This window comes from Thalassotalea sp. Y01 (genome assembly GCF_012932945.1).
GTDB lineage: Bacteria > Pseudomonadota > Gammaproteobacteria > Enterobacterales > Alteromonadaceae > Thalassotalea_A.
The window spans coordinates 33,361-58,513 of sequence record NZ_JABBXG010000004.1; the positions used below are offsets into that span (position 1 = coordinate 33,361).

The 25,153-nt window shown below is 43.0% G+C and carries 22 protein-coding genes; 14 read left to right on the forward strand and 8 right to left on the reverse strand.

Features of this window, described 5'->3' with window-relative positions:
- Window positions 1-55: 55 nt before the first annotated feature.
- A complete protein-coding gene (gene coaD / locus HII16_RS06710) occupies window positions 56-553 on the reverse strand; it encodes a pantetheine-phosphate adenylyltransferase (protein WP_169128654.1) in 498 nt (165 codons plus the stop codon).
- A 203-nt stretch (window positions 554-756) separates the two neighbouring features.
- On the opposite strand from coaD, the gene HII16_RS06715 reads away from it, so the two are divergent.
- Window positions 757-1,422 carry a TetR/AcrR family transcriptional regulator gene (locus HII16_RS06715; RefSeq protein WP_135438288.1) on the forward strand — a complete coding sequence of 222 codons (666 nt, stop codon included), beginning with the start codon at window positions 757-759 and terminating at the stop codon, window positions 1,420-1,422.
- Between the two features lie 4 nt (window positions 1,423-1,426).
- Here HII16_RS06715 and HII16_RS06720 read toward each other — a convergent pair whose 3' ends face one another.
- Entirely contained in the window at window positions 1,427-2,167 is a 741-nt protein-coding gene (locus tag HII16_RS06720; RefSeq protein ID WP_211183437.1) for a 3-deoxy-D-manno-octulosonic acid kinase, read from the reverse strand.
- Window positions 2,168-2,275: 108 nt separating this feature from the next.
- Between HII16_RS06720 and HII16_RS06725 the strand changes: the two genes are divergently transcribed.
- The 3 genes from HII16_RS06725 to HII16_RS06735 all read left to right on the forward strand — a co-directional run bounded on the left by HII16_RS06725 (window position 2,276) and on the right by HII16_RS06735 (window position 6,959).
- Window positions 2,276-3,313, forward strand: coding sequence for a glycosyltransferase family 9 protein (locus HII16_RS06725; protein WP_169128656.1), 1,038 nt, complete (start codon window positions 2,276-2,278; stop codon window positions 3,311-3,313).
- A gap of 117 nt (window positions 3,314-3,430) precedes the next feature.
- Complete coding sequence (locus HII16_RS06730; protein WP_169128658.1) at window positions 3,431-4,045, forward strand: hypothetical protein; 615 nt, start codon at window positions 3,431-3,433, stop codon at window positions 4,043-4,045.
- Window positions 4,035-6,959 carry a prolyl oligopeptidase family serine peptidase gene (locus HII16_RS06735; RefSeq protein WP_169128660.1) on the forward strand — a complete coding sequence of 975 codons (2,925 nt, stop codon included), beginning with the start codon at window positions 4,035-4,037 and terminating at the stop codon, window positions 6,957-6,959. The genes HII16_RS06730 and HII16_RS06735 overlap by 11 nt, the downstream gene beginning before the upstream one ends.
- 62 nt (window positions 6,960-7,021) lie before the next feature.
- Here the strand turns inward: HII16_RS06735 and waaA are convergent, their stop codons facing one another.
- On the reverse strand, window positions 7,022-8,308 hold the full coding sequence (gene waaA, locus HII16_RS06740) for a lipid IV(A) 3-deoxy-D-manno-octulosonic acid transferase (protein ID WP_169128662.1): 1,287 nt from the start codon (window positions 8,306-8,308) through the stop codon (window positions 7,022-7,024).
- Between the two features lie 329 nt (window positions 8,309-8,637).
- Between waaA and HII16_RS06745 the strand changes: the two genes are divergently transcribed.
- The 6 genes from HII16_RS06745 (at window position 8,638) to HII16_RS06770 (ending at window position 13,376) form a co-directional block, all read left to right on the forward strand.
- On the forward strand, window positions 8,638-9,831 hold the full coding sequence (locus HII16_RS06745; RefSeq protein ID WP_169128663.1) for a glycine C-acetyltransferase: 1,194 nt from the start codon (window positions 8,638-8,640) through the stop codon (window positions 9,829-9,831).
- Window positions 9,832-9,845: 14 nt separating this feature from the next.
- Window positions 9,846-10,871 (forward strand): L-threonine 3-dehydrogenase, encoded by a 1,026-nt coding sequence (tdh, locus tag HII16_RS06750; protein ID WP_169128664.1) that lies wholly within the window; start codon window positions 9,846-9,848, stop codon window positions 10,869-10,871.
- Between the two features lie 180 nt (window positions 10,872-11,051).
- Entirely contained in the window at window positions 11,052-11,384 is a 333-nt protein-coding gene (glpE, locus tag HII16_RS06755; RefSeq protein WP_135438295.1) for a thiosulfate sulfurtransferase GlpE, read from the forward strand.
- 9 nt (window positions 11,385-11,393) lie between these two features.
- The gene (gene glpG, locus HII16_RS06760; protein ID WP_169128665.1) at window positions 11,394-12,254 is read left to right on the forward strand and encodes a rhomboid family intramembrane serine protease GlpG; all 861 of its coding nucleotides are present in this window, start codon (window positions 11,394-11,396) and stop codon (window positions 12,252-12,254) included.
- 3 nt (window positions 12,255-12,257) lie between these two features.
- On the forward strand, window positions 12,258-12,824 hold the full coding sequence (locus HII16_RS06765) for a chorismate lyase (RefSeq protein WP_169128666.1): 567 nt from the start codon (window positions 12,258-12,260) through the stop codon (window positions 12,822-12,824).
- 147 nt (window positions 12,825-12,971) lie between these two features.
- A complete protein-coding gene (locus tag HII16_RS06770; RefSeq protein WP_169128667.1) occupies window positions 12,972-13,376 on the forward strand; it encodes a DUF3718 domain-containing protein in 405 nt (134 codons plus the stop codon).
- Between the two features lie 154 nt (window positions 13,377-13,530).
- On the opposite strand, the gene HII16_RS06775 is transcribed toward HII16_RS06770, so the two are convergent.
- The gene (locus HII16_RS06775; RefSeq protein WP_169128668.1) at window positions 13,531-14,880 is read right to left on the reverse strand and encodes an MATE family efflux transporter; all 1,350 of its coding nucleotides are present in this window, start codon (window positions 14,878-14,880) and stop codon (window positions 13,531-13,533) included.
- A gap of 173 nt (window positions 14,881-15,053) precedes the next feature.
- On the opposite strand from HII16_RS06775, the gene ubiA reads away from it, so the two are divergent.
- Together ubiA and HII16_RS06785 are read left to right on the forward strand one after the other, a co-directional pair.
- Window positions 15,054-15,917, forward strand: a complete 864-nt coding sequence (ubiA, locus tag HII16_RS06780) for a 4-hydroxybenzoate octaprenyltransferase (RefSeq protein WP_169128670.1) — start codon at window positions 15,054-15,056, stop codon at window positions 15,915-15,917.
- 74 nt (window positions 15,918-15,991) lie between these two features.
- Window positions 15,992-18,316, forward strand: a complete 2,325-nt coding sequence (locus tag HII16_RS06785) for a hypothetical protein (protein ID WP_169128672.1) — start codon at window positions 15,992-15,994, stop codon at window positions 18,314-18,316.
- A gap of 21 nt (window positions 18,317-18,337) precedes the next feature.
- On the opposite strand, the gene recQ is transcribed toward HII16_RS06785, so the two are convergent.
- A complete protein-coding gene (gene recQ / locus HII16_RS06790) occupies window positions 18,338-20,107 on the reverse strand; it encodes a DNA helicase RecQ (protein ID WP_169129214.1) in 1,770 nt (589 codons plus the stop codon).
- Between the two features lie 159 nt (window positions 20,108-20,266).
- On the opposite strand from recQ, the gene HII16_RS06795 reads away from it, so the two are divergent.
- Together HII16_RS06795 and rarD are read left to right on the forward strand one after the other, a co-directional pair.
- Window positions 20,267-20,719: a thioesterase family protein gene (locus tag HII16_RS06795; protein WP_169128674.1), complete on the forward strand. Its 453-nt coding sequence runs from the start codon at window positions 20,267-20,269 to the stop codon at window positions 20,717-20,719.
- A gap of 75 nt (window positions 20,720-20,794) precedes the next feature.
- Window positions 20,795-21,700: an EamA family transporter RarD gene (gene rarD, locus HII16_RS06800; RefSeq protein WP_169128676.1), complete on the forward strand. Its 906-nt coding sequence runs from the start codon at window positions 20,795-20,797 to the stop codon at window positions 21,698-21,700.
- Between the two features lie 145 nt (window positions 21,701-21,845).
- Here rarD and HII16_RS06805 read toward each other — a convergent pair whose 3' ends face one another.
- From HII16_RS06805 to HII16_RS06815, 3 genes are all read right to left on the reverse strand, one after another.
- Window positions 21,846-23,246, reverse strand: a complete 1,401-nt coding sequence (locus tag HII16_RS06805; protein ID WP_169128678.1) for a S8 family serine peptidase — start codon at window positions 23,244-23,246, stop codon at window positions 21,846-21,848.
- A 368-nt stretch (window positions 23,247-23,614) separates the two neighbouring features.
- Window positions 23,615-23,902: a DUF2185 domain-containing protein gene (locus tag HII16_RS06810; protein WP_169128680.1), complete on the reverse strand. Its 288-nt coding sequence runs from the start codon at window positions 23,900-23,902 to the stop codon at window positions 23,615-23,617.
- A gap of 16 nt (window positions 23,903-23,918) precedes the next feature.
- A complete protein-coding gene (locus HII16_RS06815) occupies window positions 23,919-25,136 on the reverse strand; it encodes an alanine racemase (protein ID WP_169128682.1) in 1,218 nt (405 codons plus the stop codon).
- Between the last annotated feature and the right edge of the window lie 17 nt (window positions 25,137-25,153).

Here is a 25,153-nt window from a genome sequence, read left to right on the forward strand (position 1 = left end):
AACTAAAAAGCTGGCATTGGCCAGCTTTTTTAATTTGCCTTGATGGGCTGCTCAATTAGCTTTGATTGGCTTTATTAAACACGGTTTTATCAAGAATTTGTTTAACATGCGGATGCACAAACTCAGATACATCACCACCATGTAAGGACACTTCTTTAACCAGTGTCGATGAGATAAAGGAGTTTTCCTCAGCAGGTGTTAAGAAAACACTCTCCAGCTCGGGATATAATCGACGGTTCATGTTGGCCAATTGAAATTCATATTCAAAATCAGAAACCGCGCGCAAGCCACGAATCAGCACTTTAGCATTTTGCTCTTTGGCAAAGTCTACCAATAAACCGGAAAAACCAACCACAGTGACATTATCTAAGTGAGTGGTGATCTCAGTGATCATATCGACGCGTTGTTGTAAGTCATAACGAGGCTTTTTGCTAGGACTCGCAGCAACCCCAACCACAACCTGATCGCACAATGTAGCCGCTCGCTCAATCAAATCCAAGTGACCATTGGTTACCGGGTCAAACGTGCCCGGGTATATCGCCTTATTTTTCATAAATAGCTATTAACAAATCATTTTCTGCCATTTTAGCTTGTGCTGCACACAAAGCAAATACGGCGTGCTGATTAGCCATCTAAAGTAAATACTCAAAAAACTTCCTTTTTCAGTTAATTTGATAGTATGATGGTGAGTAATATCTACCTTACCTGGATAAATATGCTTATCGGGCCAGGCATTAAATAAGAGTTTCGGAAGAAATGAAAACAAGAGATAAGATCATTCACGCCAGCATAGAGCTGTTTAATGAAAAAGGTGAGCGCAATATCACCACTAACCATATTGCCGCACACTTGGGTATTAGCCCTGGTAACCTGTATTACCATTTTCGTAATAAAGAAGACATCATCAATACCATATACAGTGAATATGCGGATGATTTAATTTCTGAATTTCAACACTTACGGGAAACTGAAGACCCATTAGACAGCATTTTGTTGTATATGGATATCGTCTTTCAGCTTATTTCCAAATTCCGTTTTTTCTATTCCAACTTACCGGTTTTGTTAGCGAAAAACCCGGCATTAAAAAAACGTTACAGTGAAATTCAACGACAAATTAAACAGCGTGTATTACACATGCTGCACTCGTTAAGCGATGCTGGCATTCTATCCATTCAGGATGATGAATATGAAGATTTAACCTGTTTGTTGCGCCTAACCACGACCTTTTGGTTAAGCTACTTGCAAACACAGGTTGATGAAGAACCAGATATTAATGATGAAAGTATTTACGATGGTCTATTAAAGATTTTCGCATTGCTAAGCCCTTACGTTACCAGCGATGCTAGAGATGCATTTGAAACCGCTCGTGACAAATACAAGACGCTACAGCAACAAGCTATGACCGAGACTGCCGAAGCGTAATAAGTTAGCTCGAATAGCCTTGCAATAATGATTGCCAGTTTTCCTCACTAAAATGGAACACTGGCAATTTTTTTTGCTCTTTTAAAAATGAGCGTTGCAGACGTTGCAAATTTTGTTGCTGCCATGGCCCTTCGCTGGCCATTTGTTTACCTTGGTCAAAATCAATTAGCCAAATTTTATTGTCGCTATCCAACATAATGTTATGGGCGTTAAGATCATGATGATAGATGCGCTGCTGATGAAAGGCTTTTATACAAGCACCTATCTGCTGCCAGCTTTGCTCTGGCAATTCAGTTTGCGTCAATAACGCCACCAAATCATTTGCACCAGGAATAAGCTCAATTAAAATATCGGCGTTATAGGTCAATCCTTGACGCTCAATTTTAAGGGCGACAGGTTTTGGTGCAGGTAATCCCATCAGTTGCATGTCTGACAACAGAATAAATTCTTTCGCGGCGCGCGTATTCATAAAGCCGGTATAGAAATAACTATCATTGATCAGCTTGCCAATCAAGCCGCCACGATAATAATGACGCAGTACCATTTTCACTTGAGGGTGCTGTACAAACCATGCAGTGCCGCGGCCAGTAGAGGAACCCAGTACCGCGTTTTGTTGTTGCCAGTAGCTCGAATCAAACATTTCAACACTAAAATCATTGAGCAGATCGGCATCATATAAACAACGAATATTGCCTTCTTGAAAAAGATTTATGTTTGAATGTTTTACAAATCTCGATAGGTTCAAGATAATAAGCCTTTATATAGGGGCTATTGATAACGTCACGGCAAACAATGTTTGCGGCGATTGCATCAATAAGCACATGGTTATAACTATTATTGTGGTGAATCCTTTATGCCGGGTCAAACCTCTCTTGAGCCAAAATCTCTTTGTATTTTAAGACTTTCAGCTATAGGCGATGTTTGCCACGCGGTAGCCATGGTACAACAAATCCAAAAGCAATATCCACAAACAAAGATCACTTGGGTCATTGGTAAAGTCGAACACATGTTGCTCAAAGGCTTACCTGGTGTTGAATTTGTGGTGTTTGATAAGTCTTTAGGCTGGCAAGGCTACATGCAATTACGTCAACATATGAAAGGACGTGACTTTGATGTTCTATTACATATGCAAGTTGCCTTAAGAGCCAGTATTGCCAGTTTATTCATTCCCGCCAAAGTCAAAGTTGGTTTCGACAAGCAACGTGCCAAAGAAGGCCAATGGTTGTTTACTAATAAAAAAATAGCTCCACAAGCTGAGCCACATGTGCTCGATGGTTTCATGAATTTCGCCAAAGCCATTGGGGTTAATGTCGAAGCGCCAAGCTGGTTGATGCCGTTCGGTCAACAAGAACGAGACTGGGCGCATGACAATATTGACCAAAGCAAACTGTATTGCGTTATCTCAGCTGCCGCCAGTAAAGCCGAGCGCAATTGGCATGCTAAAGGCTATGCTGAGGTTGCTGAACACCTCACCGCCAAGGGATATCAGGTGGTGTTATGCGGTGGCCCGGCGCAATTGGAAATCAACCTTGCTAATGACATTGAAAAGCACGCTAACTGTGCTCTGACCAATCTGGTTAGTAAAACCAATTTAAAACAAATGTTAGCGGTGCTTGAGTCAGCTAAATTAGTAATCGCCCCAGATACCGGCCCGGCGCATATGGCAACCACAGTATCGACGCCAGTTGTTGGTCTTTATGCCCATTCAAACCCACAACGCACAGGCCCATACAATAGCCTAGATTTTGTCGTCAGTGTTTACCCCCAATGTGTATTAGAGCAACACAGCAAACAGGTTGCGCAGTTGCCTTGGGGCACCCGGGCTAAAGGCGAATTAATGGATCGCATTAGTGTTGCTATGGTCACCAACAGTATTGATAAGATCCTATAAGCCCATTATGCTACTTTATTGACCAACCATGCGCTGTTGGTTATCATGCTACTTGCTATATTACATGGAAGTAATGCTTGTTAGTGATCGCTTACCTCCTCAAAAAGCGAGATAATAATGAGAAATAACATTCTGCTTGTGGCCATACTTTCTATTGGCTTATTGACTTCCTGCGCCACCAAAGTCTCTAGCATCAAAGACGACATTGACAATAAACTCGACAAAGAAGAGGGTTACTTATTACTCGCCGTCGATACTAACCGTCCATTACGGGAAATCCTTATCAGTGGCACCAAGCTGATTAAGCTGACATCAGATGATCTGCAAAAAGGTAGCAACTATATTCTCATCAATTTACCCGCGGGTGATTACACTATCGACGAAGTCAAAATCAATTTCAATGCGCATATTCGCGGGTTCGAAGATGAGCTTTGGCAGTTTTCAGTTGAGAAAGACAAAATCAGTTACGTAGGTCACCTCAACGCTACGACATACACATACTGGTACTACGCCGGTGGCCGATTTGAATTACTTAATAAATCATCGGTTGCCCTTGAATATATGGAAGAGAACTTTCCACAAATTCTTGCCGGTCGAGACATGGTATATCACGGTGTCGGTGAGGATTCGTTTTTTGAATTGGTCGCAGAAACTCAACGCATGGAGCAAGAGCAACCGCAAACACCGTTTATCGCAGAGTCAGCAGACAAGGGGACTGTCAATGCCAAATAAGTTAATCATCAGTTGTATCTTCGCACTGGTCAGCTTTAGCAGCACTGCCGGCGAACCATTACATGCAGAAGAGCTGTATAAAAATTCCGATCATTACAAAATTGCAATGCGCCCTGATGGTAAATACATCGTCTCTTATGACAGAGATGATGATTATGACGTGATTGAATTGATTGATCCTAACAATGAAACTAGCAGCAAATTAATTGAAGTTGAACACAATTCGAAAACTCGTATTTCTGATTTAAATTGGATAGACAACCAAAGTATTTTTGTCTCCTTTGCCTCACGTCGCAACGGTATTATTAAAATTGATTATAGTGACGGCAAGACCAAAGCCAAATGGCGATTATTAGAACCAGAGGGTAGGCTTGTTGACAGCCTGCCGAACATTGAAGACGAGGTATTGTTTGCCCATAAAGGCGACGCACGACGTGATGATTTAACCGTATATAAAATCAATATCAAAGACTTATATGCAGGTAATTTCGATAGCAATTTTGAGTTTATCGAGCCACTGGACGACGCTTTATATTATCGTTACGACAGACAATTCAATGCTATGTTTTCAGCGACCTTTGATGATGATGAAGTCACGCAATGGTATTTTAAAATTGATGACCAAGATGGCGAATGGATTGATTACAACAGCTATGAATTAGGCGAAAAGTTCACACCAGCTATTGGCTTTATCTCTGACAGTAAAATTGCGGTATTAAGCAACGAGATCACGGATTTAGTGTCGTTAGTGGAGTTTGATTTACATAGCCAAGAATTTGGCGAGGTGTTGTTTCAGCATAACCGCTATGATCTAACCGATGCCGGTCTTAACCCTGACGGTTCTATCGCTTACGTCACCTATTTCTCTCATGGTTTACCGACCAATCAGTATTTCCACTCTGCGCACATTCGTCTTCATAAATCATTGAAAAAATCTTTTCCTGAACAGTCGGTTTCGGTGGTGCAAGCAAGTCTAGATGATAATGCCTTATTGGTGTCGGTCAGAGGCTCAGACAACCCAGGGCAGTTTTATTATTATGATGTGAGTGCCAAAAAACTCACCTTGATACGCAATCGCTACGAAGTGCAACAGGATGTGGTCTACGCAAGGGCAAAATCCTTTGACGTTAAAATTGATGACGAAACCTATATTGAAGCAATTCTTACTTTACCAACCGGTAACGACAATGGTGTGCTAATTGTTAACCCACACGGAGGCCCGGTCGGTGTTCGTGACTATGCGATATTTAATCGCAACAATCAGTACCTTGCCAGTCGAGGTTACGCGGTATTAAATGTTAACTTTCGTGGCTCTTCAGGCTTTGGTAAAGAGTTTTTGCAACGTGGTAAAGAGCAATTTGGTCAACTCATTGAGCAAGACATCTCAGCCGTTGTGAGCAAAGTGGAGCAAGAGCACAATTTTGAACGAATGTGTTCAATGGGCTCCAGTTATGGTGGTTATTCGGCAATGATGTTAGCCATCTACCACCCAGACAAATACGAATGCGTTATCTCCAATTTCGGGATTTATGATCTACCCCATTTGTTTAATGCCAGTAATTTAAAAACACAGCAAGAGTTTCAAGAAAAAGTTGCCGAAATTGTGGGGGATTTTGACGAATCATTAAAGGATGTTTCACCTATATTCTTTGCCGAAAAATTGCAAGCGCCAGTCTTGTTGATGGCCGGTGAAAAAGACACCATTGCCGACTTTGAACAAGCGAACCGCATGAAGTATCGCTTAAAGCAGCTCGGCAAAGATATGGAATATTTGTTCTATGCCAATACCGGACATGGCCACAAATATTGGAGTGGTGACCGCCACGAAATCGCTTATATCGATGACTTTATTCGCCGTAAGCTGGATTTACCATTACCAGAGGCGTCAAAAGACAATGACGCATTGGCCTATGACAAAGTTGTCATCGCCGATGCGTTTGAGTTTGATGACAATGTTGCCAATGATGAACACAAAGCCGCCAAATACTATCAACAAGCGGCGGATTTAGGGCATGCCAGAGCAATGTTCAATATTGGCAGTTATTATCACCGTGGTATTGTTTATCAAGAAGACATAGAACAAGCCGTGAATTGGTACCAAAAGTCATCTGATGCCGGTCGTGCCAGTGCCTCGATTCGTCTTGGCGATATCTATCAACAAGGCCAATATGTAGAAAAAGATTACGATAAATCCTATCAATACTACCAACAGGCTTATCAGCAAGAGGCTCACTATGGCCAACTCTATATGGCGCAAGCGCAATGTTTAGGGCAAGGGGTCGAGTTTGACTTTGAGCAATGTATGGCGCAATTGTTCTACCAAGATCTACCTGAACATGAACGCCGTTGGGTAGAGAAAAAATACCTAGGTACTCAGCGTTCGGTGATCAGCACCATCCTTTGGCAGGCTCAGTTTAATGACCAACAGCTAGAGAAAATACAACAGAAGATTAAACAAAAGTACAAATTGGACATCGTCGATGTTGCTGTCGATAAAGTTGAGTCAGGTGTTTTTAAGCCGGAGTATTATCGTGGCGATTACCAATACTCAAAAATCGAAGATGGCACAACACGCTTCAATGTTGAGAAAGATGTTCGTTTTGGTACCACCATAACCCTTGCAGCCAATGAAGATTTGAAGAGCAAATATAAGAGCAATACCATGCTCGTCGTGCGCTGGTTACCACCTAAAGAAATCAATGAGTATGAAAGCTTATTTTTGGTGAATACAGATTTGCAAAGGCGGTTACACCTAGATAAAAAGCTGACCAAAGAGGACGTATTAATACCTGGTGATTGGATCTTAGAAGTAAGAAGTTTAACAGGCACAGTACTGCATACTCAGACATTTAATTTAACCGCTATTGCAGATACTGACGAGTCTGGCGCGCTACATAGCAATATTAGCGAATAACGATTGCTGCTAGATACAACATAGACGCTCTCTCTCGCCTGTGTTGTATCTTAATATCATCATCAATGAGTTAAAGAGTTTGCCAGCGTATCTATGCTAAGTTGAGTGGCGCCTTGATTTTCAAGGATCACCTGCTCTGCATTTTTACCAATATCACTGATTAGCTGCTCATCGAGTAGTAAGTTAAACAGGGTGTTAGACAATTCTTCGTTATGGTCTAGCTGAATAATACCGCGGCCATCAACAAGCTTTTGGTTCATGTCTTTAAAGTTTGCCATATTAGGACCAACCACAATCGGCTTGGCGAACACTGCGGCTTCTAATGGGTTATGACCACCAACATCAGAAAAGCTACCGGCGATGATACTGATATCACTGATCGCATAACAGGCGACCAATTCCCCTAAACTATCAATCAGCCAAACATCATCATCCGTTGTTACTGGTTTAGATTCGCTGCGACGAACCAAGTTTAATTGCTGTTTAAGTACCAATTGTGCAACGCCATCAAACCGCTCTGGATGGCGCGGAACGATAATCAGTAGCAAATCATTAAACCTTTCTTTCAATGTTCGATACGCTACCAACGCGACGTCTTCTTCACCTTGATGGCTGCTGCCTAACACCAATACTTTACGTTGCTTTGTGTCAACAAATTGACTTAGCTCAGCAATTTTTTCGCGCAACGAATCGGTAATATCAATGTCATATTTTAAGTTTCCACTGACGGATACTTTGTCGCTATTAGCGCCTAAGCGCATAAAGTGTTCGGCGTTATCTTGGCTTTGACACATGATTGCCGAAAGCTTATTTAACGCTGGGGTAATCAACCAAGTTAATTTTTGATAATGCGCTAACGACTTTTCAGATAGGCGTGCATTAATGAGCACTAAGGGAATGTTGGATTTATAACACCGTTGAATAATGGTTGGCCAAATTTCAGTCTCCATGAGCACCATCGCTTGTGGTCGCATTAATTTATAAAATAAATGCACACAAAACGATATATCAAGCGGTAAGTAACAATGCTGAACTCTATTATGAAACGACTTAACCACTTGCGCTGAGCCCGTTGGCGTAAACGTGGTAACCGTTATCGGCAGTTCAGGAAAACGCAGCAATAGGCCTTCTACAAACGGTTTAATGGCAATGACCTCACCAACACTGGCTGCATGCACTATAATGCCACCGGGTTGCATGTTGCTGCTGACCCAGCCAAAACGCTCGCGCATTCGTTGTCGATACTCTTTATGGTTAATCGAACGCAACAAAAATATCAGTACCAACAAAGGTGTGAGTAGTAAAATCAACACTTGGTACAGGCGCAAACTTAGCTTGTATCGGTTCAAATTTGAGACCCGTTTATAAAACAATGGCTTAAGTATACCCATCAGTCCGTCATTTTTAAATTAGCAATTACAACTCAAGCACAAACCAACGATGTCATAAGCCTTGTTTTAACTCTGGTCTATAATCATCCTATTCCCTAGCCTACAGCAGCTCTATGCCTAGCCGTAAACTGGAATATAAACTTGCCAGTTTTCCCCTGTCTAGCTTTTGTTAACAAGTGCAAATTGGGCTAGGCACTGATGGTTTAAAAGCGTACAATGGCGCGCAAAATTAACAGGGTACGAAATCACAATTCGCGCCGTTATTACAACAACTTACTGAGGTTGATATGTCAGCAAATTTCCTCAACCACCTGCAACAACAAATTGAGCAGGTTAAAGAAGAAGGTCTATACAAATCTGAGCGTGTTATTACCACGGCGCAAAAAGCCGATATTGCGGTAAATACTGGTGAAGAAGTTATTAATTTTTGTGCGAACAATTATTTGGGTCTGGCGAATCACCCAGAACTGATCAAGGCCGCTAAAGCCGGTTTAGATGATCACGGTTTTGGTATGGCATCAGTACGCTTTATCTGTGGTACCCAAGACATTCATAAAACGTTAGAGAATAAACTGAGTGCTTTTTTGGGTATGGAAGATACCATTCTTTATTCGTCATGTTTCGATGCCAACGCCGGTTTGTTCGAAACCATTCTTGGTGCAGAAGATGCAATCATCTCTGATGCCTTGAATCACGCTTCAATTATTGATGGCGTACGTCTTTGTAAAGCGAAACGTTTTCGTTATGCCAACAACAACATGGAAGACTTGGAAGCACAGCTTATCGCGGCCACTGAAGCCGGTGCTCGCTTTAAGTTAATTGCTACCGATGGCGTATTTTCAATGGACGGCGTAATTGCCAACCTTAAAGGGGTTTGTGATTTAGCCGACAAATACGATGCGATGGTTATGGTTGATGACTCCCATGCGGTTGGTTTTGTTGGTGAAGATGGTCGTGGTTCTCACGAATACTGCGAAGTCATGGATCGTGTTGATATTATTACCGGTACCCTAGGTAAAGCCATGGGTGGTGCATCTGGTGGTTACACATCTGGTAAAAAAGAGATCGTCGAATGGTTGCGTCAGCGTTCACGTCCATATTTGTTCTCGAACTCTTTAGCTCCGGCTATTGTTAGTGCCTCTATCCGCGTTATTGATATGCTTGCTGATGGTGGCGAATTACGTACAACTTTAAAAGATAATGCCGCTTACTTCCGCAATAAAATGGAAGCTGCAGGCTTTACCTGTGCCGGTGCTGACCACGCTATCGTACCTGTGATGTTAGGCGATGCTAAAATTGCAGCTGAAATGGCCGATCGCTTATTAGCACAAGGGATTTATGTTATTGGTTTCTCTTTCCCAGTCGTACCGAAAGGCCAAGCACGTATTCGTACACAAATTTCTGCAGCGCATAGTAAGGCGCAATTGGACAAAGCCATCGATGCGTTCATTCGTATCGGTAAAGAAATGGGCGTGATCTAATTTAAGGCAAGAGCATGAGATCTTTAGCAAAATTAAAACCAGAAACCGGCATTTGGATGACAGACTCACCAATGCCAGAAGTAGGTCCAAACGATCTACTGATTAAAATTAAGAAAACCGCTATTTGTGGTACTGACATTCACATTTACAACTGGGATGAATGGTCACAAAAGACCGTTCCAGTGCCTATGGTTGTTGGTCATGAATACGCCGGTGTCGTGATTGGTATGGGCAGTGAAGTAAAAGGCTTTGCTGAAGGTGATCGCGTTTCTGGCGAAGGTCATATTACCTGTGGGCATTGTCGTAACTGTCGTGCTGGTCGTACCCACTTATGTAACAACACCATAGGTGTTGGTGTCGATCGCACAGGCTGTTTTGCCGAGTACTTGGTGATTCCAGCCTTTAATGCCTTTAAATTACCTGACGAAGTACCAGATGAATTGGCATCAATTTTTGACCCATTTGGTAACGCCGTACATACTGCGTTGTCATTTGATTTGGTCGGTGAAGATGTGTTAATCACAGGCGCTGGTCCAATCGGCATTATGGCAGCCGCGGTTGCCAAACACGTTGGTGCACGCCATGTAGTGATCACCGATATCAATGAATACCGTCTTGATTTGGCCCGTAAAATGGGCGCAACACGCGCCGTAAATGTTGCCAATGAAAACTTGCCAGATGTTATGAAAGAACTCGGCATGACCGAAGGTTTTGACGTCGCATTAGAAATGTCTGGTGTGCCATCAGCGTTCCACGCCATGCTCGATAGCATGAACAATGGTGGTAAGATTGCCATGCTAGGTATTCCGGGTCAGGATATGGCTATCGACTGGGCTAAAGTGATATTCAAAGGTTTGGTTATCAAAGGCATTTACGGTCGTGAAATGTTTGAAACCTGGTACAAAATGGCGAGCTTGATCCAATCTGGTTTGGACATCAGCCCTATCATTACCCACGAGTTTGGCATTGACGAATTCCAGCAAGGCTTTGATGCCATGCTGTCGGGTAATTCCGGTAAAGTTATTCTTAACTGGGATTAATCCCTCAGCGTCTTAAACGCATATAATACAAGGTCGAAACCATCATGTTTCGGCCTTTTTTACTTTTATAATCCGTTATCGATTGTGAATCTACGAGGCTTTATACAGAGTTTTGTTAGGTTGTTTCAACACAGCCAAGCTGTGATACAATCGACACAAATGTTCTAAAGGAAATCAACCGTGCACGGCGAACAAAGCAGTTTTAAACATTTGCATATTGATGATGTCTATAACACCTTAGACACAGACAAATTTGTCATTGTCGATATCCGCGACCCACAGTCATTTACCAATGGTCGAATCCCCGGTGCTATCCAATTAAGTAATGAAAATCTTGGTGATTTTTTACGTGATGCAGATTTTGACGCGCCAACCGTTGTCTGTTGCTACCATGGCATTTCTAGCCAACAAGCAGCACAATTTTTAATTGGCCACGATTTCAGTGACGTGTATTCATTAGATGGTGGCTTTGATTTATGGTCACGTAGCTACCCAGATAAAGTTGAGCGCTAAATAAAATCAATGCAGCCGTTTGTTAATATCAATCATCAAGCCATGGCAAAAATATTTGCCAGTTACCTAAATAGCCTAGGTATTGCCACGCGTGTCACCGATGCGCAAGACGATAATGGCCAACGTGATGGTTATACCCTATGGTGTGAAGAGCAGCACATGGCGCGAGCGCGCATTGAGTTTGAACAATTCAGACAAAATCCTGGGGCCAGTAAATACCAATCATCGGCTTGGAATAGTGGCGCATCGGTATCATTGCCATCAAGTGGCAGCTGGCTAACCCTCAAAAACAGTTTTATTGCCAACGCCGGCCCTCTCAGCTTGATTATTTTTGCCATCTGTTGGTTGGTATATATCGCCACCTTCGTCGTTTTTGGTGACAGCCTGTATCAACTGGTGCTATTCAATCAGTTCGGTGACATTGAGCAAACGATTTCTCAGCCTTGGCGATTTATCACCCCAGCGCTGTTTCATTACGGCTTATTGCATATTGCTTTTAACACCATGTGGTGGTGGCAACTTGGCGGTCAAATTGAAAAACAACTGGGCAGTCGCTGGTTGTTGGCGATTTTTATAATCTCCGCCATCGTTTCTAACGTCAGTCAATTTTATGTCTCCGGCCCTAATTTTGGTGGCTTGTCGGGTGTGGTTTACGCCGTATTTGGTTTTGTCTGGTGGTTTGGTTACTTAAATCCAGGGCGCGGCATAGGTATATCTCAGTCGCTGATTGGCTTTATGCTATTTTGGCTGGTGCTTGGTTTTACCGATTTTATGCCAATTAATGTTGCCAATACAGCTCACCTAATGGGCTTGATCAGTGGCTCATTACTGGCCTTTGTGTATAACTATCAGCACTCTAAAGCGAGATAACCTATGCAGCGTTTAAAGCAAGAGTTTCCGATAGGTCTAGATGTCAACTGGGTCAGTGCTGAACATGCACCAACAACCTCCACACTTAATGATTGGTTGCTAGACCCAACCTCATTAACCGCTCGGCTTAAAGCACAATGCGTTGATTTTAAAGTAGAACTGTTAGGGCAAAGAATAGAAGCTTGTCAGCCCCATGAGGCCAATGCTGATATTGAGCAAGGTGAGCAAGTGCTGGTGCGTGAAGTGGTGTTGTTTTGCGATGCTGTGCCCCACGTATTTGCCCGCAGCCTTTTACCACTCAAGATTTTAACCGGCGATCAACAGCAATTAGCCAACCTTGGTGAGCAACCGTTGGGGCAAGTCTTATTCAATAACCCCAAATTGCATCGTGAAGTGGTTCAAGTCGCAGAAATAGCACCGAGTCTGCGGGTATGTGAACTCGCTAACATGCTCAATTTAAGCGTTGACCATAACCTTTGGGGGCGCAGAAGTTTATTCTATATCGAGCACAAGCCGTTAATGGTTGCTGAAGTCTTCCTACCCGGTGCCAGAGCTTATAAAAAAGCTTAATAAAAGCTAATGATAAACTGAGAACAAACCAATAATCATATGATTTTAAAGCGAAATTAAAGCGATATCTTTTAATCTTATTATCCTTACATCGCACCCTATACTCCTGCCTATAATGTTACGTGACGGAATCGACTGGAGAAAATCATGAAGATTACACCCTTAACTATTGGCTCACTGCTTACCACCTCTTTATTTTGCCTCAACAGCATGGCAGCTAATGTAACCTTCGTTGCGAAAGACAATTCAATCGCGACCAAGTTATGTGTACATGCAGTCAACAATGATGTTTCCGCCATGAAGACCTATTTACGTCGTAATGCCGCGAATTCGGTGCGCGATTTAAGTGGTCAAGCTCGCATGGCTGCATCACAAATAAAGTGCAATAACACCAATTTGGTTGAATTCACCGCGCAATACGGTGCAGATAATACCTTTAACTATCTCAACCGACGAGCAAGATCTAAATATCGAATAGACAATAATGTGGAAATCATTGATTTGAGTAAAACATTGGCGCCAAATACTGTGATCGTGGTTAGTGCCAACTAAAACGGTTCACTAGCTAAAAGGCGTATGTACTTTTTACAAGTACTCTTAACAAGTATCCTTAACAAGTACTGAAAGTAAGCAGTGAAAGTACGTAGTTACATTATGTAAGTAAATTAAATGGATAAAGTAAGTTTATAAACTTACTAAAAAATGGCTAAGTCAGATTTCTTAGCCATTTTTTCTGCATGGTGCGCCAGCCAAACAGCAATAACTTGCACACTTCTTCTGAATAGGCCGCCAGTGCCACATAAAACATTGGCAGTTGCCAGTAAAATGCCACCAGCATTGTCAGCGGAATACTGATTAACCACATGCCAATCGTATCAATATACAAACAGGCTTTGGTTTCACCGCCGGCACGTAACACCCCCATCGCTAGGGTCATATTGCTGATTTTTATCCATGCGCCAAGGGCAATCAACACAAAAATATTTGACGCCAAAGCCAAGGTGCTTTCAGGCATATCATTAAATGGCAGGAAAATAATAGGTTCAAGAATCAACATCACGGTCCCTAAAATAAGGGCGACCACAGGAGCTATGGTGATAAATGAGCGAGCTATCGACCAAGCCTGATCAAATTGGTTGGCGCCCAATCGCTGCCCGACCATAATCGCACATGCTGACGCGAAACCAAAAAACACCGAAATGAACATGCCTTCAACCGGAGCCAATAGACTGATTACCGCCAACTCAGTGGTGCCCATTCGGCCGTAAATTACCTGATAAACAAAGGTTCCCACCGACCAAACACCGAAACTAAACATCAATGGCAAAACCAACATCACCAGTTTTTTCCAGGGCTGAAACTGATTAAGACTTTTTATATCGGCGCTTGATGGTCGAAGAAAATGGCGAATATGTATTAGTACCGCGATCAACAGCAGCATATGGAAGAAACGACTCACCGTGGTGGCAATTGCGGCGCCATCGACGCCTAACGCAGCGACACCAAGTCCACCATTGATTAACCAATAGTTAAGCACGATATTAAGTACAATCGCGACCACACTGAGCAACATGGGCAGTTTTACTTCGCTGGTACTGCGCAATGCATTTTCAAATACCATGCTCACCGTAACGAACAATAAGCTTGGCATGGTGATCCATAAATAGCGTTCACCAATGGCGATAACACTCGCATCTTTGCTGCCAATTGCCATAATACCGTCGGCATAGATCACGCTGGCAATTATGATCGGACTCAGCGCGACAATGCCAAGCACAATACCCATCAAGATAGAGCGGCGTATTTTTTGCTGATTGCCTGCGCCATAGTATTGCGCCGCTAAAATGCCAACGCCCCAAGACAAGCCAGTTACTAAGATCAAAATAACGAATTGAATGCGATTACCTAAGCCAACAGCGGCAACCGAGGCATTCCCTAAATGACTCACCATCATTACATCGATCATGCTTAGCATGGTCACCAATGTATTTTGCAGGGATATCGGCCAAGCCAGCTTAAAACTGGACTTCAGCGCCGGTTTATTTAAAAAGGTCATCTGGGTTTATTCGCATTACGGGTTACGTTAATATAGGTAAAAATTTATGGTAAATCAGGGTTCATTTTACCCATTGCAGCAGTAATGCACTTAGTGAATACGTATGTAGACTAAGCAGATTCAATCCATATTTATAATGACAATAATAATGATTCTCTGAATCCTAGATATATATGACAGATTTGACACAAAAATGGCAGGCAGTGAAGCTCATAACTCGCATGGATAAGCCAATTGGCACCTACTTATTGTTGTGGCCGACGTTTTGGGCGTTGCTGGTTGCTGCAGATGGTTTCCCTGGCTGGCATTTAACCTTAGTCTTTGCAGCCGGTGTTTTTATCATGCGCAGTGCCGGTTGTGTGATCAATGATTTTGCAGACAGAAACGTTGATGGCCATGTAAAACGCACCGCGCAGCGGCCGTTAGTCAGTGGCCTAATTACTGAAAAACAAGCCATTGCATTGTTTATTGGATTATTGCTCATCGCCTTGATGTTGGTACTTACCTTGTCTTGGCAAACCATTCAATTGTCATTCGTTGCGCTATTGCTCGCCGCCAGTTACCCCTACATGAAACGCTTCACTCACCTACCGCAGGTGGTCCTCGGTGCGGCATTTAGTTGGGGCATGATCATGGCATTTAGTGAAATTAACGGCTCAGTCCCAATCGTTGCTTGGTTACTTTTTTTCGCCAACTTATTTTGGACCGTAGCATACGATACCATGTACGCGATGGTGGACAGAGACGACGATAAAAAAATCGGGGTCAAGTCAACCGCCATTTTATTTGGTCGATTCGACAAAATGGCGATTGCTTTTCTGCAGCTTTTAACCCTGACTTTGTTGTTTAAAGTTGGGCAACTTCAACAGTTTAATGCATTTTACTATTTGGCACTTATATACGTCACTTTAAGCTTTGCCTACCAGCATCACCTGATTCAGCGGAGAGAGCGTGACAACTGTTTTAAAGCATTTTTAAATAATCACTATGGATTACTGGTGGTTTTATTTGGCATCATCTGTCAGTTTGTGTTTTAACCCTTTTTAAAATTCTCTGCTAGGCTAATAAATAATCACTTATATGTAATAACAATAATAGGGATTGTTGGAACATGGCCAAAGCAAAAATAATTTGCCCTTTTCTCTATCTAATACTCGTCTCAACGTTAACTGCCTGTGGCGGTGGCGGCGGTGGCGGCGGTGGAGGCGGCGGTAACAGTAACACTGCTAATTTAAGTATTGCTAACGACTCAATAACCGGTATTCCTGGTCGTAAGGGTGCAAACAGTCTTAGTATCATTGGTAATGATACACTTGATAGTAAAAACCTTTCGCTTGACGATGTCACCGTGACAGTAAGTTCGGCGCAGGACCCCTTATCCTTAAACAGTAACGCCACCCTAAATGTTAAACCAATGACCTCCGCTGGTGAATATCAGATGGTGTATGAGGTTTGTCTGAAAAGCGACAGCAGTAAATGTGCGCGTGGCGTGGTTACGGTTGAAGTTATCCCTGCGGTGTTTAGTTTAAATTCCGATCAGGCAGACGATCTCGATGGTGCCTACCCAATCAATAACGTCGTTGATTTGCTCGCCAATGATCAAATCGACGGTGACACCATTGACCCTAATGAAGTAAGCATGAATCTGGTTGTCCCAGATTTTGACGAATTCTTTCAAATACAATCGAACGGTAGGTTGAACTCCCTAGGCGATGTGCCATTAGGCAACCTTGATGTTCGCTATCAAGTCTGTGAAGTCATAAACCCTGAAAACTGTGCCGCAGATAGTGCATTGTTAGGTTTTAACAAAGGCATCTTTATGGATGGCAATGTCGAAGGTATTTGTTACGAAAAATCAAACGGCGAAACCGGTTGTATCGATGGTACCGGACGCTTTACCTGCGAACCGGGCGAGACCATTGCCTTTTTTATTGGTTCAGTACAGCTTGGCGATAGCATTCCTTGTGAAGGTCGAATTAGCCCTTATGACATGGCACCTGAATCGTTTTTACCGGTAAGCCTTGTTGAAGTAAGACGCTTTTGGAACGGTTATGCCAACGACAGTTTTCCAGGTCGTGGCTTTAACATTGCGTCAGTTATTTATTCAGTCGATTCTGATCAAAACCCAGAAAACGGTGTCCTTATAACACCCGCGACACACACCAGTTGGCAAAATATCACCCTCGATTTGTTCAAACCGATGGAAAATTTTTATCGTGACAATGCTTGGCAAAATGCCCGCAACAAGTTAGTTGAAGACAACATTTTAGCCAATGCCAGCGTGGTTCATTACATGCGCTCTGTTGATATTCTCTTAGACAGTGAATCAGAACAAAGCAGCAATTTTGTTGCGACGCAGGTTGAGCAAGATAACGATGGCGATAACACCGTTGATTCACGAGTTTCTTTTGATATTAATAACGGCGGTAAATTTGTCGGCCTTTCCGTACAAACCTTGCAAAGCGGCAGCGTCACCGAGCAAGATACCGAAACGGTAAACTTTGATAACAATGGTAATTTATTGGCCGCTACTTATACCAATCTTGAAGCTGGTGGTACGATATTGGAAGAGATCCAATCTAACTTTAATGCCGACGGCAATCTAACCCGCTTTGTGAAAAAAGAAAGTGGCGTCACCTTTACCAAAAGGTACACATATAACGCAAAAGGCTATTTAACTAGAGCGATTGAAGACGTTAACACTGACGGTGAAGACGATTATCAGGAAATCTACAATCGCGACAGTTTTGGTAATGCGTTATCGGTTACTGCAGAATTCATCGATCCCGGTACTAATACCATCGACTATGTCAAAACCTCGACTTTCGACAGCAATAATCGCATGACAAAAGAAGTGTTTGATCACAAGTTCTTGGCGTTTAGAGACTACACCTCGGAGTACAGTTATAACAACCTAGGTTTAGTATCAGCTTATAGTTTTGATCAACTCAGCGACGGTGTCATTGATGATTCTCGTGCTCAGATCCGCTACGATAGTCAACGCCGTATTATCGAAGAGTTGCAAACGCATACCGACCCGCAAATACGCATTGCCTATAACTACGTCGGTAATCTGTTAGCGTCAATTCATGAAGACTTTAATGACGACGGCTCAATAGAACTAGATACCCAGTTTAGCTACGATGACAATGGCTTCATTAGTGGCTTCAGATCATTTGATAATGGTAATTTGGTGAGTTTAGCCAATTATATTAACGATGAATTTGGTAATGCGATTACCGCTGATTTGGATATCCAAGGTGATGGCGTACTCGATAGACGCTCAACCACGGTAAACGAGAGAGGCTTAGTCAGTAAAACCGAAATAGACTTTGATGCCAATGATGTTATCGATATGAGCATTATGTCGAGCTATGACAATGTCAGCTTTATGACCCGTTACTTAATGGCAACCTATGAGTCGCTATCTAACTAAACGCAACAAACAGCATCAGCGTTAAGCGCTGATATTTTCCTCGATCAATTGCATAAATGGCCTGCCATAGCGGGCCAATTTTGTTTCCCCTACGCCACTAATCGATAAAAATGCAGTGCTATTGGTAGGCTTGTACTTGGCCATTTCAATCAAGGTTGCGTCATTGAAAACGATAAACGGCGCAATATCTTCGGCATCGGCAATCTCTTTGCGCAATGTACGAAGCTTTTTAAATAAGCTTTTATCGTAGCTGACTTTCGCTTTACTTTGCTGCCAGTAACTCTGACTTTGCAATCGCGGTCTGGCCATCATCAGTGCTGTTTCGCCTTTCAATATCGACCGTGATGCGTTGGTCAATTGCAGCGCTGATTGTTTTTCAATATCCTGCTGCAGCATACCGAGATGGATAAGTTGGCGGATGACGTTAAACCAATAACCACGGGTTTTATCTTTACCAATACCGAACGTTGATACTTGATGATGTTTATTGTTGCTCACTTTGTCATTATCGCGACCACGTAGCACATCAATAAGATAATGAATGTCACCGCTTTGCCCTATACGATAGACACAAGATAACACCTTTTGTGCATCCACCGTGCCGTCATAGGTACTTGGCGGATCAAGGCAAATGTCACAATTACCGCAAGCTTGTTCGGTATATTCCGCAAAGTAATTTAATAACACCTGACGACGACAAGTCTGAGCTTCGGCGAAACCCGCCATCGAGGCAAAGCGTTGCAACTCAACATTGACTCTGTGGTCATTGTCATTCTGCATAATGCGCTTTTTCACCTTATCGATATCTTGATTATCAAAAAGAAACAGTGCTTCTGCCGGTAAACCATCACGTCCGGCACGACCCGTTTCTTGATAAAAAGCTTCTAAGGTACGCGGTGTATCGTAGTGAATCACAAAGCGCACATTAGGCTTATTAATACCTAAGCCAAAGGCAACGGTTGCCACCACAACCCGAATGTTATCTTTAGTGAAACCATCTTGAATAACATGTCGAACCTCAGTTTCCATGCCCGCATGATAGCCGGCACAGTTAACCCCTTGTTGCGCTAGCTTTTTGCACAAATTGTCGACTTGCCAGCGACTCGAGCAATAAATAATGCCGCTGTCATCTGGATTTTGGTTTAAGTATTCGAGAATCTGGCGCTCGCCATTGTAACGTTCGGTTAGGGTGTAGCGAATGTTGGGACGGTCAAAACTATCTAAATGCACATAAGGGTTTTGTAAGCGTAACTGGGTAAGGATATCCTTACGGGTAGTCACATCCGCGGTCGCTGTTAGTGCAATGACAGGGGTATAAGGGAAATGCTCTTTAATGCGACCTAATTGGGTATAGGATGGCCTAAAGTCGTGCCCCCACTGAGAAATACAATGCGCCTCGTCAATGGCAAAAAAAGCGATGTGCATGCTTGCCAATGCCTGTAAAAAATAATGGCTAAGCAATCGTTCCGGTGCCACATACAAAATCTTAATCTCACCACTGGCAATACGCTGCATGGTGTTATTAATTTCTTGTTGTGACAACGATGAATTAATGTACGCAGCACCGATGCCTTGGCGCACCAAGCCGTCGACCTGGTCTTTCATCAACGCAATCAATGGTGACACCACCACCGTAAGGCCCGGTAATATGGCGGCGGGTAATTGATAACACAGCGACTTACCACCGCCGGTCGGCATCAAAACCAAACAATCTCTACCACTGATTAATTGCTCGATTACCTGCTGCTGACCCATACGAAAACTGTCGAAGCCAAAATACTGGCTTAACATGCTTTGCAGGTCTATTTCATTGTACTGAGTTGATGATGACTGTGGAATCAAAGGAGCATTATTGTTATTGCTTGTATCGCTATTTTACTTAACTGATAGATGCTAAGGTAGGCTTTTTTGAAGTTTATTTTTTTAGCTTTCGTATTAATGAGTTAGCCCATGCAATTAACAGATATTTTTAACGAAGTCACCGCCATCTGGAACCAACATATTGCCTTTAATCGCTTGCTTGGCTTTAACATTGTCGCCATGCGTGAAGATTACGCCGAGATCCACTTTGATTGGGACGACAAGCTTATGGGTAATCCGGTGCAAAAAATTCTCCATGGTGGCGTTACCGCATCAGTGCTGGATATGGTCGGTGGCGTTGTTGTCGCGGCGAACTTAATCAGCAATATAAAACAACCGAGTAAAGAAAAAATTCACGACAAATTGACGCGTATGGCAACCATTGATTTACGTACCGATTATTTGCGTCCCGGTCGTGGTAAATCCTTTATCGCCACCGCACGTATTATCCGCCATGGCAGTAAAGTCGCCGTAGCCCGAATGGAGCTGCACAATGAGCGTAATGAGCACATCGCATTCGGCACCGGTACTTACATGGTTTAAACTATTATTGGTGGTTATACAGCCACTTATGCTACACTTCGCGCCCCTTAAAAACACGCACACGGCAATGCACTAATGCAAGCAGCAAACGAAACCAAAAAAGGTGTGATAAACGCCTTATGCGCCTACACCCTTTGGGGTATAGCGCCTATTTATTTCAAACTATTATCTATGGTACCTGCCATGGAAATTTTGGTGCACCGAATCGTTTGGTCATTTGTGTTATTGGTCGCTATTGTCTTGCTCATGGGCAATTGGTCTAAAGTCAGAGCGATTTATCGAGATCGTAAAAAGCTCGCTTGGCTTTTTTTCACCAGTCTTATTTTAGCGGCCAATTGGTTATTGTTTATTTGGGCGGTGAATAACGACTACATTCTAGAAGCCAGTCTGGGCTACTATATCAACCCGCTATTTAGCGTTGCCTTGGCCATGCTGTTTCTCGGCGAGCGACTCAGCCGATGGCAGCTAGTTGCGGTTGCATTGGCCATGATTGGTGTATTTATTCAACTGTTCAGTTTAGGCAGCGTACCTTATGTTGCTCTCGGTTTAGCCACATCGTTTGGTGTTTACGGCTTATTGCGCAAAAAAATGCCGGTTGATTCCTTACCAGGGTTATTAATAGAGTCGTTCTGGATGTTACCGCTGGGTCTATTGTATTGGGCATTTTTTGCCGAATCAGCAACGTCCAATATGATGCTCAATGACATGTCGTTAAACATCACCCTTATCGCCGCCGGCTTGGTAACAACAGCACCCTTGCTGTTTTTTACCGCCGCAGCCAAACGCTTGCCGTTAACCACCATGGGCTTTTTCCAATACGTCGGCCCGAGTATCATGTTCGTATTGGCAATCACTGTCTATAACGAGCAACTCATTTTCGAGAAAATGCTAACCTTCGCGTTTATCTGGAGCGCCTTGGTAATCTATAGCATCGACTCATTAAAAAGACGTCGTCAACGCCAGCGTCAAGCCAACAGTTAAGGTGACACACGGTTAGGTCATACCGTGTGTCAATCTAGCTTGGTCAATCGCATATCGGTACGCCGAGTTAGCAATTTAATGTATTTATTCTGGCATAAAAAAAGCTCCTGTTTAAAGGAGCTTTTTACTATGTAGAAATCGGATGCTAGTGAGGTGAGACTACACGGCCAGCACCGTGAACGTCATCATTACCTGGCTTACCAAGATCGTCCGCTAAACGACGCATTTCTTTCTCAACGTCATTTGGCGACATATCATCACCATTTGCACTGATGATAAGAGCTGCAACACCAGCGGCGTGAGGCGATGCCATTGACGTACCGACAGACCAGTACCATGAACCATTACCGCCGGTGCTAAAAACGAAGTCAAACACATAACAAGGACGGGTAATAAAACCAACAGTACAATCATCAAAACCACCTGGCATAAACGCACTGCTGTAATCGCCGCCTGGAGCAGAGAAATCAACCAATGATTGACCATAGTTCGTGTAAATCGCTTTGTGATCCAAGTTGGTGTATGAATCCATTGCCCACATCATAGGACCTGTTGCCGAGATGCTTAATACCGCAGGAAGCTCTGCCGGTAGTGCAATCAACGAGTCAGCATGGTCATAATCAACACCATCATTACCCGCAGCAGCAATTAAGATAACACCGTTGTTACGAGCGTATTTTGCCGCTTTGCCGTATGCATTCTTAAATTGGGCAATACCGTCTTTACCACCTGGTGCAAAACGGATGTCATCGCTGATGTCTTCTGGCGTGCCTTCAACATCGTAATAACCATTTTTACGGATACTCAAACCCAAGCTCATGTTGATAACATCAACATCGTTTTGCGCTGCGTAAACCATTGCCGCCATAGTGCCATAACTGTCACCTGAGCCAGTGTATGCTGATAATACTTTTAAAATCACCAATTCAGCTTCCGGTGCAACACCTATGGTACCAAAACCATTATCAGCTGCAGCGATCGTACCTGCAACGTGGGTACCGTGGTTACCGACTTCACCGGCGTAATCAAACCAGTCTTCACCGGCAATAAATGAACGGCTAAGGCTGTAATTGATATTAGGTGATAAATCTGGGTGTGACGCGTCAGCGCCAGAATCTAGAACCGCAACTCGTACACCTTGACCTCGGTGACCCGCTGCCCAAGCTTGTTGAGCCGACACCGCATCATGACCCCATTGCAAACCGAAAAAGAAGTCATCTTCTTGTTGTTGTATATCCATCGCTTCATTAGACGTTAAAGTCATATCAGCCACAGGTAAAGACGAGGTGTCCATCTTTGGTACGAAGGTAGATACATTTGGCACTAAACCTAAATCCGCATCCATTGCTTGTTGGTGTGTATCAAACAAGACCTTACAAACACCAATTTCTGGCAAACAATCAACAACCTGACCACCTTTGGCAGCGACTTGTTTTTCAACCTTGTTGGCATCGAAGTGTTTGTTGGTAGAGTATAGGTAAGAGCCTGCAATAGACGGCGTAGACACAGCCGCTAGCATAGCTATCGAGATAATCTTAGTTTTCATTTTAACTTCCCTAATATTGTTATTTTCAACGAATAATGAATCACCACCACTGAATCAATTAGACCTATAAATTCAGTATCTTACGATGTTCGTTGGGTTTTATTTGTTTGCTAAATTAACACCTGTTGTTGTGAGATATTACTTTTGCAAAGGTATTGGTATAACAAATAAAGCGAAGAGAAGTGAAAAATCGATTAAATATTGCACAAAAATCCTAACCAGACTTTCGTAACATTCTATTTACAAATTAGACAGACGATGACATAACTTATAACTAAAATGGTGGCGCATTACATTCTTGACCATAATTCAAGATACATAGCCACGAGGCTCTTCAATGCCATCAAGAATCGCCTGCTGTTGTTCTGTTAGCTGCATTGTTGTTGCTCACTCACATAGGGTTGCCCGTGGCCATGCTTGAATTCAAAACAGCTACCGGCCGGTAAATCAAGTTGAAACTGTGCACAGCGCGTTAAGTTATTTGCTAGAGGGCTAAATTGCTCAATATCAAGCATTAAAATGTTGCTTGGTTTGGCTAAAAACTCACCGGTTTCGTCGCTGGTAAATACTCGCCAGCCACTGTCTTGATTAGAAAAGGGCTTTTCACGATACGCAAGTCGCGCAACATTGTCATTGCTGACCAATTTCGAGATCAAAAAAACTGCTGGGGCATTATCTATCCTCATTACGCTGTCGTTGCATGCGTCCCGGCAAAGGCTTGGCTTTGTGTTGTGACATAATCGACCAACGGTGCTGTAAACGTACTTGATCATTCTTACGACGTAACAGCAAAATATCGCCAAACTGCAACAATACCGCTTCACTTTGGCTTGGCCTAAAAAATACAAAATCATCAACATCAATTGGCTGTTTGCTATCGACCATCATAAATTGTTGATTTGAGCTCAAGCCATATAAGTAATTGCGCATCAGATTTGGATACACCGCTTTAGCAAGCCAGCGACCACCGTACAAAAACAAAGTATCTTTGTATTTTTGCGTCCATTGACAATACTTGTCAGGTACAAAAGGAATGCTGATGCCTTTTAATCGCTTTAACACCTGAGTAGCAATAAAACAGGCACATTGATACTGGCGCAGTCCAGCCAAATCAAAGTCTGTCGGTTTCAAAAAAATCGAACCAACCGATATTTCATTGGTACACGATTGTTGATGCATAGCATGAGTGGTACTGCCGCCGCCATTGAATATCAGCTCTTCGCCATTGAGCTGCAAGGCATCAATAAATTGTTGATATCGTTGTTCTGCTTGAGCGAATGCTTTTTCTACAGACATAAACGGTCGAGGCGCTTTTACCACATGCGCATCATAGCCCATCAAGGCGGTGAGTTTGACGTGCTTCTTATTTTGATTCACAAACGCCTGCAATTGTTGCAGTTGCTCAGGTTCACCAAGACCACCACGATGCATGCCAACATCAATTTCGATGGCAATTTTAAAGCACACATTGTACTTACGACCTAGCATCAATAGCTGATCAAGACGCTGCTTACTGTCTATCAACCATTGGATTTGCGCCAGCTTTGACAACTGCTCATGTTGTGCCAAGTATTTAATGATGTGCTCGACACTATTACTTGGCAATGGCTTACCCATCAAGATATCGGCATTTTCAAAAGCGTCGAGAACTTCCAATACAAATGGGGTGTGAAAACACATAAAGCGGCGACACTCGAGTTGTTCACTCAAATACGCTAACAAATCCAGACATGGTAATGACTTAACCACCAATCGTAAATCTTTGCCATAAGTGGCGGCACGTACTTTTTCAACGTTAGCATCAAGGACATCCAAATCAATGAACAAACTCGGGCTATTTACCGCCGCCACTTTAAGACATTTTTCATACTGTTGATATTGATTACTCATACCCACTCTTCTCAGGC